The organism is Bacillus thuringiensis (genome assembly GCF_001455345.1).
Lineage (GTDB): Bacteria > Bacillota > Bacilli > Bacillales > Bacillaceae_G > Bacillus_A > Bacillus_A thuringiensis_N.
Genome location: NZ_CP013274.1, coordinates 3,988,227 through 4,001,125 on the forward strand (window position 1 = coordinate 3,988,227; position 12,899 = coordinate 4,001,125).

The following is a 12,899-nucleotide window of genomic DNA, read 5'->3' on the forward strand; positions in this document are numbered from 1 at the left end:
ATTACTTCCCTTCCTTCATATGAATTCCTAAACGAACCGTATCATATACATGTAAATCTTCATTCATCACAACAAAGTCTGCATCTTTTCCTACCGCTAGTGCACCTTTATTATTTAATCCAAACTCTTCTGCTTGGTTCACTGATGTCATTAATACTGCATCTTCGATTGAACAACCTGTAAATTCAATTACATTTCGGAAAGCTTGATCCATTTTTAGAATACTACCAGCTAATGTTCCATCTTCTAATCGAGCACTACCATCTTTTACATGTACTGGCTGTCCGCCAAGCTCATATAATCCATCTTCAAGACCTTTTGCACGCATTGCGTCAGTAATAACACTTACTTTTTTCGGTCCTTTTAATTTATATGCTAATTTCACCATATCGGGGTGAATGTGAATACCATCTGTAATTACTTCAACCATTACATCTGGATTTAATAACACATGACCCACAACTCCTGGTTCACGGTGATGTAATCCACGCATTTGATTGTATAAATGCGTTGCATGTGTAATGTTTCTGTTTTTTAGTTGCGCATCAATTGCATCTGTATGTCCCATTGTGCCAACAACACCAGTTTCAGCAAGATACTGCTCAAACTCTAACGCACCTTCTTCTTCAGGTGCATATGTTACTAATTTAATTAAATTCCCGCTTGCTTCCTGCCATTGTTTAAATTGTTCAATATTCGCAGGTACAATATGTTCAAGTGGTTGTGCACCTGCACGTTTTTTTGAAACATACGGTCCTTCTAAGTGAATGTATTCGAAATGTGCTCCTTTTTCTTTCGCTTCCTTCGCAGCATGTAGTGCTGCTTCGATTGCTTCTGGAGCTTGTGTCATTGTTGTTGGGAAGTAAGTTGTAACTCCTTCTTTTAACATTTCTTTACCTAGAGTTACTAACCCATCGCTATTTGCATCCATCGCATCAATATCGTATCCACCATGAATATGAACATCAATCATACCTGGAATCACAATTTTCCCTGCCGCATCTAAAACCGCTTCATTTTCTTGTGATACATATTGAGCCATCAAACCAATTTCTTTAATTGTTTCTGCGTAACGAATAAATCCGTTTTCCACTACTTCTTGACCTGTATAAATTTTGGCATTGATGACAACTTGCGTTTTCATTTTCATCGATCCTTTCCCATGAAATACCTACTTGTTATTATTACCTTATTCGCCTAATTCCATCTTAATATATGCACGAGTAGTTGTCTAGACATTCGAATGAAATTTCCTCTTTGTTTAACAAAAAGGAAGCTTAGTACGTCTCTCGCAATTATAATATATGTTATTCATTTTTTCCAAAAAGGAACAATATCATCTATCGTATGAATCACTTCAGTAATGGCATTAATCCGCTAGATCCTATTGTAATATGTTCGCCATCTGTTTCCATTTCTACTGTACGTCTATTTGTTCCATACATCATTATACCATGTCGTTTTAATCGCCTCACTACACTTTGATGCGGATGTCCATACGGATTTCTGCTACCATATGAAAGAATCGCGAACTGTGGTTCTACCTTCTTTATAAACCTTTCACTTGTTGAAGTATATGAGCCATGATGTCCCACCTTTAACACATCTGCATGTACATCAAATTGCTTTAATATTTCAGTTTCCGTCCGCACATCAGCATCACCCATTAGTAAAAAATCTGCCTTACCATATCGAATCTTTAATACAATTGAAGATTCATTATTTTCATCTTTGGACTTCCCGTTGTTTAATACTTGTATGGAAACATGCGGATCTAGCGGTATGTGTTGGCCCTCTTTTACTGAAATGAAAGGGATTCCCCTTTTCTTTATATTGGTTCGATACGTATGATAAGTAAGAGAACTATATGTTTTTCCACTATCTAATATAAGTGATACCGGCATTTGCTCTACAATCGGAATGAGCCCTCCAATGTGATCCATATCAGGATGAGTACTGACGATAGCATCTAAATGATTAATTCCTTTTTCAATTAGTTTTTGGATGATAACCTCACCAGCTTCATAAGGTCCTCCATCAATTAACATCGTTTGTCCATTTGGCAATGTAATAAGTGTTGCATCACCTTGTCCAACTTTTAAGAAACTCACTTTCATTTTACCAAAATGTTGCCGTTGCATATGTAAGGGAGACGCGGTATGAATAGACATCATATACCTTTTGGCCGATGCACTATTTAAAGAAAAGCATAACAAAACAGAAACTAATAATAAAATACTTCGCATACTTCTCATAACTCGTCTCCTTTTTTCAATTAGTATGGCACGGTATATAATTGATATACAAAAAAAGCTTAGCAAAATGCTAAGCTTTTATTTCGATATCTCTTGTAAAGAACCGAAGAATAAATCTGCTTCATTCATTTGTTCGTTCTCTTCAGAAAGCGGAGGTAAATCATCTAATGTTTTCAATCCAAACGTGTCCAAAAATTCTTTCGTTGTTCCATATAAAATAGGACGCCCTGGCCCTTCCGCTCTTCCCATTTCTTTTATAAGTAAGTGTGAAACTAACGTTTGTAACGCTTTATCGGTTTTCACTCCTCTAATCTCTTCCATTTCAGTTCTCGTGATTGGTTGACGATATGCAACAATCGCTAACGTTTCTAGAGCAGCCTGAGAGAGTGAAGCAGCTGTTGGGATATCTATTAGTTTTTGATAGTACGACGCATGTTCTTTCTTTGTAGCAAAACGATATACTTTTGCATACTGTACAATTTGCAAACCGCGGTGTGCACCTTCACATTCTTTTTGCATTTCTTCTAAAATATCGATTACTTCATTTCCTTCAATTTCAAGGACTTTCGCTATTTGTTCTGGGTAAATTCCTTCATCACCAGAAACAAATAAAAGCCCTTCAATGATCGATTTCTGTTCTGTTCTATCCATTTTACGAGCTCCTTCCTCCTATTTTCTCCATAAAAATACACATCAAAAAACCGAATCACAATTAATGCGTTCGGTTCAATATTTTTTCTCTTGTTCCAAACGATACATTCAAACCTAGCATGAGGTATAATATTTCTATCTCATTTTCCATACTAACTCTATGCAGATTTAGTAGAGCTTGATACGAAAATTTCATCAAAATTATGTTCTTGTTCGATTATGATTTGTTGATTTTTCATAAGCTCAAGCACCGCTAAGAATGTTACAACCATTATTTCTCGTTCATCATCAACAAACAAATCATAAAAACTTTGACGACCACCTTGTATTTCTAACTGCTTTAAAATATCAGTCATGCGCTGTTCAATCGGTATTTCTTGACGAGTGATACGTGTTGTTACAGGTGTCTTTGCTTTTTTACGGCGCATTAATTTTTGAAATGCCGCTAGCATATCATATAACGTAACATCAAGAGGCAAGCTTGTCTCCTCTTCTTGTTGCAATGATGTAAAATCAATTGGCGGACGTGTATATAGCTGTGCTCTTTCTTGTTCTCTTTCTTTTAGCTCAGTAGCAACTTGCTTATATTTCTTATATTCAATTAACCTCTCCATCAATTCTTGACGAGGATCATCTATAAAGTCATCACCGTTATCAAGTACATCTTCCTCATGTTTGGGCAACAACATTTTACTTTTAATTTGTAATAACGTTGCAGCCATTACTAAATACTCACTTGCAACATCTAATTGTAGTTCTTTCATCGTATGAACATAAGATAAATATTGCTCTGTAATTTCCGCTACAGGAATATTATATATGTCAATTTCATAACGATGTATTAAATGTAACAATAAATCTAAAGGCCCTTCAAAAGCCTCTACTTTAAAATTATACTGCACAAAGCATCCCACCACATTTTTTCTATAACAACATAAGTATAGAGCATACTCATGTTCTATCCAACCTTTTTAAGAAATTTAATTAAAAATAGACCGATGCCTATGCCATCATGCCCACCACTTCATATGATAACAGTGTAGTAAGAACAATGTAGGAGGTCAAAAAACTATGGGTCACGTTGATTGCGGTTTTAGCGGTGGGTTCGCATTACTTGTTGTATTGTTTATTTTACTAATTATTGTAGGGGCAGCTTGCTTCTGCTAATATGAACAATAACGGCTAGGGAAAATTCCCTAGTCGTTTATTGTTCATATTTCTATGATACACTTGTATTTATAACCGTTAAACAGGGGTGAAGAAAATGTATCCTACCGAATACATACAATTTTTAATTCATTTCCATGGAGATTATGATTATTTTGAATGCCACGAAATACTGGAAGAATATTGGAAAACAAAACCGAGAGGAAATCGTGATAATTATTTAGTTGGTCTTATTCAAATTGCAGTATCTTTATACCATCAAAGACGCTTTAACTGGAATGGCGCAGAGAAGATGATGAAAAGCGCCATAACGATTTTAGAAAAAAACAGTGCACCTTTACTACGTTTAGGAATAAATCAGACACAACTTCTATTCTTACTCGAGGATAGATTGCAATCTATACAAAAAGAAGAGGGTTTTACACCGTTATTTTTACCATTATCAGATGCAGCATTAGAAAAGCACTGCATAGAATTATGTCAGAAACAAAACCTCCCTTGGAAAGACGTAAATGCTACTTCTAATGAATATATAATACATAAACATACATTACGTGATCGAACAGAAGTCATTGCTGAACGAAACGAACAATTACAAAAAAGAAAGCAGAGATAATAAACTACTTATCTCTGCTTTCACGAATGTATATTTTGTTCAAGCCCTTTACACTTTTTGCAAAAACTTGCTGTTTGCTCATTTCCGCAAATTGTAAACTCAAGAAATTTACTCTTTAACTCTTGAACCATCTTCGTCCCAATACCCATATGACGGTGAGACGGGTTCACACTCAAATGCTGAATTTCCAAAACTTGATTCTCTTTTTTTACAATCCCCATTATTCCAACAAAATCTTCATTTTGTTTCCACAAATACAATTGCCAATCATCTTTTGCTTCATACTCTTTCATAGTCAATTGTAATGTTTTCACATCTTTTTCAGTTGGCATAAACGAAAGAAGCCCCATTGCAATCTTTTCATAACTTTTTTTAAAACGAATTAACATAACCCTTATCCCTTCTTACAAAAGTTACAAACTATTAATCCCCTCAACCACTCTTTTCATATCACATTCATTTTACAATATTTTCAACAGAGTGAGAAGGGCTTAAAACAACTTGATAATCATACAAAGCGAAAAGAAGAAAGTCAAATATATGTTTCAGTACTATTTTTTCTAAGTAGATAAAAGAAGAAATGCTGTTATATGAAAGTTAAAAGAAACATCCACTGCTCATTATCACTTCAATATTCATCACCTGAGAGCAAATGAATTCTAGCAAAATTAATGTAATAAAAATATTTATTGAAACATGTAATCTAATGTATTCTATGTAATTTGTTAAAATTTTGTTCTCATAAGTGACATATTTTCACCACAATTACAATACTACTTGTATCATGTACTGTAAACGGAATACCCATTCCTATTAAAAAAATAAAAAAGAGAGCAATAGCTCTCTTTTCTCATTAAATTATTCTTCCCAAACTTTAACTTCTTTCATTACATCACCTTGACGCATGTTTAATACTGTTTCAATACCGCTTGTTGCTTTACCGAATACAGTATGTACACCATCTAAATGTGGCTGTGGCTCATGAACGATAAAGAATTGGCTACCGCCTGTGTTACGGCCAGCATGAGCCATAGAAAGTGATCCTACAAGGTGTCTATGAGGATTTCCATCAGTTTCACATGCGATAGAGTAACCTGGGCCACCTGCACCTGTTCCTGTTGGGTCTCCACCTTGGCTTACGAAGCCAGGAATAACACGGTGGAATGACACACCATCATAAAATCCTTGCTCTGCTAATTTTTTAAAGTTTTCTACTGTTTTCGGTGCTTCTTCTGGGAAAAATTCCAAGTCGATTTTTTCACCGTTTTCCATTAATATGTATCCTAAAGTTTTCATACGTATATGTCTCCTTTCAACTATCTCAGCACTATATTACCACATTCATGACTAGAAACAAAAAGAATCCGACAATCTACATACTTCTTTTTTGAAATGTGGAAAAAGCTAGGTGACAAATAAAAAAAATATACTATAATAACTGTGTTGCCCGAAAATTTTAGAAAGAGAAAGGGAGCGATTTTTCGTGAAAACGAAATTACTAGCTCTGCTATTAGCTGTAACGGTATTTATGATGCCAACAGCTTCATTTGCAGACATCATCGAGGGAGAATCAATTGTTACACTAGGAGAGAACTTATCCGAACAGCAAAAACAAGATCTGTTAAAAGAAATGAAAGCACCGAAAGATGCTACGATCATTACTGTATCTAATGCGGAAGAACATAAATTTCTAGAAGGCATTGTTCCAAAAGCACAAATTGGCACGAGAGCAATTTCCTCTTCTATGATTACATACACAAAACCAGGATCTGGTCTGATTGTACGTTCAAAAAACATTAATTCGATAACAGATGCAATGTACACAAACGCACTTATTACAGCGGGTGTGAAAGATGCGGAGATTCAAATCACCGCACCATTTAAAGTTTCAGGAACTGCTGCTTTAACAGGTCTAATGAAGGCCTATGAAACAACATCGAACAAAGCAATTCCTGAAGAAGTAAAAAAAGTAGCTAATGAAGAAATGGTTCAAACAGCCCAGCTCGGCGATAAAATTGGTGAAGAAAAAGCAGTTCAACTTGTTGCAAAAATTAAAGAAGAGATTGCAAAAGAGCAGCCACAAACGACTGAAGATTTACGTTCATTAATTAAAAAAATTGCTGATCAACTTGGTATTACATTAACGGATGAACAGTTAGATAACTTAGTTGCGCTATTTGATAAAATGAAAAATCTTAATATCGATTGGAATCAAGTTGGCAGTCAGTTAAATAAAGCAAAAGAACACGTTTCTGCCTTTTTAGGATCTGAAGAAGGGCAAAGTTTCCTAGATAAAGTGAAAGATTTCTTCTCAAGTATCATTGATTTTGTTAAATCTTTATTCAAGTAAAAAGAAGCTCGTCGCTGACGAGCTTCTTTTTTTATACAAGTAATGGCAATTTCATAACAGCTTCTTCGACCGAACGAACAATATGATTTGCCTTCTCCTTCACATATGGGTGAGCATGATGAAGAGTAAATGAATGCGGGGTTACTTCAAACATAGAAATATCATTGAAAGAATCTCCAATGCATGCAACTTCATTTGCTTCAATTTGTAAATGTTCCATTAGTCGCCTTAAAGCACTCCCTTTACTTACTCCCCTCGGCATAATGTCAACATAGCGTTTACCAGACATGAAAACTTCCGCTTCGCTCTGAAATGTATCTCGTAATTCTTGATCTAACGCTTCAATTGTCTCTTCTTCCCCAAAAACAAACAATTTCGCAGGGTGTACAGTTTTACCAAATTCCTCTTCTAATGCTTCTATTTCAGCAATATGTACGCCCATATACGTTTCAAAAGTATGATGATGTTCATTCTTTCTTTTTGTATATCGTTGCTCATTTGCACAAACAATATCTGCTAGTCCCTTTTTATGGATATATCGATATATTTCCTGGGCAATCCCATCTTCAAAGCTTGATTCATGAAATATTTTTCCATCCGGCAGTAACATCGTCGCTCCATTTAAACTAGTTGTGTAATACGGGAATGCAAATCTATTTACGACTTCATCAATTCGATGAGTAAAGCGGCCAGAGGCAAAACAAATCTTTGTCCCTTTTTCAGCTAACCAACAAAGTGCACGTTCATCTTCTTTTTGCATATGATTCACATCGTAAACGAGCGTGTCATCTAAATCACTTACAAATAATTTAATCATGTCCTCTTCCCCTTCCATACACAATATCTACTCTAAGTGTACACAAAAAATGTTTGATTTTTGTTAAAAAACAATAAATTTTCGATAAAAAAATAAGCAGGATTAATCCTGCTTATTTTTGCCTTCTTACATTTTGAGGTCTTACAATACTTGGGCGCACTTTTAAACTAGACATCGTTGGACGGAGTAGAATTTTTGTTAATGCTCCCCAATCAAATGGTAAAAATGGCCATAAATAGGGTGTTTGCAGACTTTTTATAGACGTTAAAAATAAAATCAATATCGTCATTCCGACTACGAATCCCATTTCATGAAATATACCTGTCAAAATAATGACGAATAGCTTTCCGACTTTATTCCCAAGCCCTAATTCATAACTCGGTGTTGCATATGCTCCAATCATAGAAACTGCTACGTATAAAATTACTTCTGGTACAAACAAACCTACATCAATTGCAATTTGACCAATTAATATGGCAGAAATTAATCCTGCTGCAGATGATAATGATGTTGGCGTATGAATGGCTGCCATCCTTAAAAACTCAAGTCCGATTTCGGCCATCAACACCTGTAATAGAATTGGTAAATGTGTCATCTTAGTCGGTCCAATGAAAGCAAGGTTTTCTGGTAAAAGAGTTGGATCAAATACAAACACTAACCAAAATGGTAATAAAAATAAGGAGAATAAGACACCTAAAAAGCGTACCCAACGTAAAAATGTACCGACAGCTGGATTTTGTCTAAACTCTTCCGCATGCTGTAAATGGTGGAAATATGTTGTTGGAGTAATCATAGCACTCGGTGATGTATCAACTAGTACTAACACATGTCCTTCTAATAAATGATTCGCCGCTACATCCGGTCTTTCTGTATATCGAATAAGCGGGAATGGATTATAGCTTTGCTTTACAACAAATTCTTCCACTGTTTTATCCGCCATCGTAATTCCATCGACATCAATGTTATTTAATTCTTGTTTTATAATCTTAACTAAATCCGGATTTGCAACATCTTGTACATATGTAATACAAATATCCGTTTGGGATCTATCTCCTACTCGAATCATTTCATTTCGAAGACGTGGGTCACGTATCCTTCTACGAATTAACGCTGTATTTACAACGATATTTTCAACAAATCCATCCCTTGCACCACGTACTACCTTTTCTGTATCTGGTTCTGTCGGCGTCCGGCCCGGATAACTACGGACATCTATTGCGAACGCTTCCGTTTCACCTTCCACAAATATAATGATGAGTCCTGATAATACTTGGAGCATTACCTCATCCATCGTTTTCACTTTACTTACTTGTTGATGAATTAAACGATTCTCTAAAAGCTTCACTGTATCTTCTTCTACATCCCTTATTTCATTTGTATCCACCGCTTCTTCTAAAATAGGGATAATATAATTCGTATCACAAAGTCCATTTACAAACAACACACCAATTTCTTTATTTAAAATTTGAAATTTACGTATGCCAACATCATATGTAACCCCTAGTCCAACTGTTTGCTTTAAATAATTTTCATTATCACTCAAAAAAGATGAAATAGGGATATCCACTTTTTTAGGCTTCGTCATAAAATCCACTCCTTTCCAAAATTAATTGAATTGCTTTTTTAGTAATTGGTGATCCTCTCTCCCATTCGTCATTGCCACACATCTTACCAATATCACCAACTCCCACAATGACAGGAACATTCAGATCATCTAAACAATAAATTGTATCGCCGCTAATTCTGCCAATTTCACCATCTGGAAGTCCAAATTTATCAACACCGTATTCGGTTAAATTCCCGTTTCGATCTACACTTACATCTACACGTGCCCATTCCCAATGATGTGTATTAGACGCTACTGCCAAAATCCCAAGCACATCAATTTGTTTATGCGTGGCTACATATTTTAAAGCTTTTTCGCCAGATCCTTCTCCAATAAATCCACTGTCATCAAACATGACAAATACAGGGTCATATGGCGTTTGCATAATAAGCTCAACAACTTTTTCCCCTGTCAATTTGGTTGGATTACTTTGTGATGCTGAAATACACCTTCCCCCAAATTCCTTCGTTAAAAGCTCAATTGTTCGCTTTGCATATTCATCTCCATCTGTGACCAAAACAACCCTTCGTCTCATTTGATTTATCCTTTCGGTTTACATATAAGTGCTACAAAAAATGAAAATAATATTGCTGCAGAAATGCCTGCAGATGTTAAACTAAACATACCCATACCAATCCCTATATATCCGTGTTTCTCTGCCGCATGCATTGCCCCATGTAATAGGGAATGTCCAAAACTTGTGATAGGAACTGTCGCCCCAGCACCAGCAAACTTTATAAGCTTATCGTACAATCCGAATCCATCTAAAACTGCTCCTATGACTACAAAGGTAGCCATTAAATGGGCTGGTGTTAACTTTGCGAAATCTAACAATACTTGTCCAACTACACAAATAGCGCCTCCTACAAGAAATGCATATATAAAATCCACAATTCACTCTCCCTTCACTCTCTCAAATACGACACCATGTGCAATTGTTGGAATTGTTTCTTTCTGCTGCATCATCATTGGGCTTAATAAAGCACCAGTAGCAACGACAAAAATTCGTTGTAAATTCCCTTTTTGCATCTCGCTTAATAAATGACCATATGTGACAACAGCTGAACAAGCACAACCACTACCACCAGCAAATACTTCTTCTTGACCGGAATCATAAATCATTAATCCGCAATCGTTATATATATGCCCAATATCATAACCTTCTTCCAGTAACAGTTGTTTGGCTATTGGTGTCCCAATAGCTGATAAATCACCGGTAACAATCAAATCGTAATCGGCTGCACTTCTCTTCAAATCTTCAAAATGCTGCTGAATTGTATGAGCTGCAGCAGGTGCCATCGCCGATCCCATATCTAACGGATTCGCAATTCCTAAATCTTGCACTTTTCCAATCGTAGCCGCTGTAATTTTAATGGCACTTTTTTCTTTACTAATTAATATGGATCCCGCACCTGTAACTGTGGAATTGGCTGTTCCTGGTTTTTGTCCCCCATACTCTGTTGGATAACGAAACTGTCTTTCAGCTGTTGCATTATGACTGCTTACTGTTGCTAAAACACGGTTTGCGAATCCGCCGTCTATAAAGGCTGATCCAACTGCTAAAGTCTCCATCGAAGTCGCACAAGCACTAAACATCCCTAAAAAAGGGATTCCCCACTTACGCGCAACGTAATTTGCTGTTACTGTTTGATTTAATAAGTCGCCCGCTAAAAAGAAATCAATTTGTGATGTTTCTACATTTCCTTTTTGCATGACTTGTTGAATAGAATCTGACATTAATCTTCGTTCAGCAAGCTCCCAGTTTTCCTCTTCGCAATGTAAATCATCATATGAAATATCAAAATCCTTCCCAAGAGGGCCTTCAGCTTCTTTTGGACCGACAGCAGTACCGGTTGCATTCACATAAATATCATTTTGAAATACCCACGTTTGCTTTCCTGTCAACCTCATACTAGCCCCTCCTTTAGGACATCAAAATTTGAAATGTATATCTTATTAACCCAATAATGTATGCCCCAACAACCCCAAAAACGATTACACTTCCCGCTAGCTTAAACATGTTTGTAGCAACACCAAACACAATTCCTTCACTTTTATGCTCTAGCGCAGCACTCGCCATAGAATTCGCAAATCCCGTAACAGGTACGGCCGATCCTGCTCCAGCAAATTGACCGATTTTATCATATACACCACAACCTGTTAAAATCGCCGATAATAGTACAAGAGTTGCAACTGTTGGGTTTCCTGCCTCTTGTTCACTGAAATGAAAATAATGTATATAAAATTTCATCAATACTTCCCCGATTGTACAAATGAGTCCACCTACAAGAAATGCCTTAACACAATTAATAAAATAATTTGGTTTCGGATGGTATTCCTTCACTCTATTTACGTAATCATCCTTTAGTTTTCGTCCTGTCATTTATATATTGCCTCCTACTTTACGAAATAAATCCAGTGAAACAACGAGCCTATTACTTTTCCAAGTACAAGAGCAACGAGCAAAACAACAATTTTCCCCTCTACCCCTACTCGTTTCGCTAAAATAGGTAAAACATTTAACACTTCTGTTAATGCGGCAGCGAGCATTCCAATGAATGTGCCACAAAATATTCCTAATATAACAAGCCAATATTGGGACGTTTGAAATGTAATGTTTTTCAAACTACACCAAGCTCCTGTTAACGTACCTGCAATAACTGCCCACTCAAAATATTGAATGTGCTTTCCACTTCTCGTTAATTGAGCTAGACGAGGGATTATACCAAGTACAGCTAAAAATGCGACATATCCGCTACCTACTGCAATTCCTCCTGCTAAAGCAATTAAAATAACAAACCCAGATTCAATCATCGGCAAGTTGTTTCATATTGTCCTTGTTTTCATGAACAATTACATATTGATCAAGTGACTGCTGGTATTGGAACATCTCTACTTCTAACGGACTCGGCTCTTCATTAATACGCTTTTGAAATACATGATTAAAAAATAAAACCATACCTAACCCAAGACCTAATGAATAAGGAATTTGAAATAAAAGTGGTTGCGCCTTAAATTCTCCCGTAATCATGTAATATAACCGTTGGTGCACTTGTTGCATGCTTACATCTTCATGAAAATAAATGATCGCAAGGGCTGCTCCAATAAAAAGTAACAACCATACAAGTCCGAAGAAAATTGGATGTACTTTCTTTTTTTCATATATAATTTCAACAAGAGTTTGTCCAGAACCGAGTAAATTAATTTGTATATCGGCCGCTTTCCTTTGAATAATCTCAATTATTCTCATAACATCAATTACAACATGCGTCTTATCATGCGCTGTTATTTTGTAAACTACCTCATCCCGTAACGATTGAACCACTAAAGCATCTCCGGCAAGTTGAGCAACATCACCGAGCTTTACTTCATACGTAGGAGAAACTTTTAATCGATTACGCATTTTAATATAAATTGTTTGTTCCAATTTTCATTCA

Annotated in this window: 17 protein-coding genes; 3 read left to right on the plus strand and 14 right to left on the minus strand. The window is 36.0% G+C overall.

The window, feature by feature from the left end; translation table 11 throughout:
* Window position 1: 1 nt before the first annotated feature.
* The 4 genes from nagA to scpA form a co-directional block, all read right to left on the minus strand.
* A complete protein-coding gene (nagA, locus tag ATN06_RS20635) occupies window positions 2-1,144 on the minus strand; it encodes an N-acetylglucosamine-6-phosphate deacetylase (RefSeq protein ID WP_016086448.1) in 1,143 nt (380 codons plus the stop codon).
* A 208-nt stretch (window positions 1,145-1,352) separates the two neighbouring features.
* Window positions 1,353-2,255, minus strand: a complete 903-nt coding sequence (locus ATN06_RS20640; protein WP_060632139.1) for a ComEC/Rec2 family competence protein — start codon at window positions 2,253-2,255, stop codon at window positions 1,353-1,355.
* A gap of 78 nt (window positions 2,256-2,333) precedes the next feature.
* Window positions 2,334-2,906: a segregation/condensation protein ScpB gene (scpB, locus tag ATN06_RS20645; protein ID WP_000376224.1), complete on the minus strand. Its 573-nt coding sequence runs from the start codon at window positions 2,904-2,906 to the stop codon at window positions 2,334-2,336.
* Window positions 2,907-3,064: 158 nt separating this feature from the next.
* On the minus strand, window positions 3,065-3,808 hold the full coding sequence (gene scpA / locus ATN06_RS20655; RefSeq protein ID WP_060632140.1) for a segregation/condensation protein A: 744 nt from the start codon (window positions 3,806-3,808) through the stop codon (window positions 3,065-3,067).
* Window positions 3,809-3,977: 169 nt separating this feature from the next.
* Between scpA and ATN06_RS20660 the strand changes: the two genes are divergently transcribed.
* Window positions 3,978-4,073, plus strand: a complete 96-nt coding sequence (locus ATN06_RS20660) for a YjcZ family sporulation protein (protein WP_000510194.1) — start codon at window positions 3,978-3,980, stop codon at window positions 4,071-4,073.
* 97 nt (window positions 4,074-4,170) lie between these two features.
* Entirely contained in the window at window positions 4,171-4,689 is a 519-nt protein-coding gene (locus ATN06_RS20665) for a DUF309 domain-containing protein (protein ID WP_060632141.1), read from the plus strand.
* A 20-nt stretch (window positions 4,690-4,709) separates the two neighbouring features.
* On the opposite strand, the gene ribT is transcribed toward ATN06_RS20665, so the two are convergent.
* Both ribT and ATN06_RS20680 read right to left on the minus strand, forming a co-directional pair.
* Window positions 4,710-5,078, minus strand: a complete 369-nt coding sequence (ribT, locus tag ATN06_RS20670; RefSeq protein ID WP_060632142.1) for a GNAT family N-acetyltransferase RibT — start codon at window positions 5,076-5,078, stop codon at window positions 4,710-4,712.
* Between the two features lie 469 nt (window positions 5,079-5,547).
* On the minus strand, window positions 5,548-5,985 hold the full coding sequence (locus ATN06_RS20680) for a peptidylprolyl isomerase (RefSeq protein WP_060632143.1): 438 nt from the start codon (window positions 5,983-5,985) through the stop codon (window positions 5,548-5,550).
* Between the two features lie 187 nt (window positions 5,986-6,172).
* On the opposite strand from ATN06_RS20680, the gene ATN06_RS20685 reads away from it, so the two are divergent.
* Window positions 6,173-7,039, plus strand: coding sequence for a DUF1002 domain-containing protein (locus tag ATN06_RS20685; protein ID WP_060632144.1), 867 nt, complete (start codon window positions 6,173-6,175; stop codon window positions 7,037-7,039).
* 31 nt (window positions 7,040-7,070) lie between these two features.
* Here the strand turns inward: ATN06_RS20685 and ATN06_RS20690 are convergent, their stop codons facing one another.
* The 8 genes from ATN06_RS20690 to spoVAA all read right to left on the minus strand — a co-directional run bounded on the left by ATN06_RS20690 (window position 7,071) and on the right by spoVAA (window position 12,889).
* Window positions 7,071-7,874 carry a Cof-type HAD-IIB family hydrolase gene (locus ATN06_RS20690; RefSeq protein ID WP_060632145.1) on the minus strand — a complete coding sequence of 268 codons (804 nt, stop codon included), beginning with the start codon at window positions 7,872-7,874 and terminating at the stop codon, window positions 7,071-7,073.
* A gap of 94 nt (window positions 7,875-7,968) precedes the next feature.
* The gene (spoVAF, locus tag ATN06_RS20695) at window positions 7,969-9,441 is read right to left on the minus strand and encodes a spore germination protein SpoVAF (protein WP_060632146.1); all 1,473 of its coding nucleotides are present in this window, start codon (window positions 9,439-9,441) and stop codon (window positions 7,969-7,971) included.
* Complete coding sequence (locus ATN06_RS20700) at window positions 9,428-9,997, minus strand: stage V sporulation protein SpoVABEA (RefSeq protein WP_060632147.1); 570 nt, start codon at window positions 9,995-9,997, stop codon at window positions 9,428-9,430. The genes spoVAF and ATN06_RS20700 overlap by 14 nt, the downstream gene beginning before the upstream one ends.
* 5 nt (window positions 9,998-10,002) lie before the next feature.
* Window positions 10,003-10,353: a stage V sporulation protein AE gene (gene spoVAE, locus ATN06_RS20705; RefSeq protein WP_060632148.1), complete on the minus strand. Its 351-nt coding sequence runs from the start codon at window positions 10,351-10,353 to the stop codon at window positions 10,003-10,005.
* 3 nt (window positions 10,354-10,356) lie between these two features.
* Entirely contained in the window at window positions 10,357-11,373 is a 1,017-nt protein-coding gene (gene spoVAD / locus ATN06_RS20710) for a stage V sporulation protein AD (RefSeq protein WP_060632149.1), read from the minus strand.
* Between the two features lie 13 nt (window positions 11,374-11,386).
* Window positions 11,387-11,845 carry a stage V sporulation protein AC gene (gene spoVAC, locus ATN06_RS20715; protein WP_060632150.1) on the minus strand — a complete coding sequence of 153 codons (459 nt, stop codon included), beginning with the start codon at window positions 11,843-11,845 and terminating at the stop codon, window positions 11,387-11,389.
* A gap of 14 nt (window positions 11,846-11,859) precedes the next feature.
* A complete protein-coding gene (gene spoVAB / locus ATN06_RS20720) occupies window positions 11,860-12,276 on the minus strand; it encodes a stage V sporulation protein SpoVAB (RefSeq protein WP_000572932.1) in 417 nt (138 codons plus the stop codon).
* Entirely contained in the window at window positions 12,269-12,889 is a 621-nt protein-coding gene (gene spoVAA, locus ATN06_RS20725) for a stage V sporulation protein SpoVAA (protein ID WP_060632151.1), read from the minus strand. The genes spoVAB and spoVAA overlap by 8 nt, the downstream gene beginning before the upstream one ends.
* Between the last annotated feature and the right edge of the window lie 10 nt (window positions 12,890-12,899).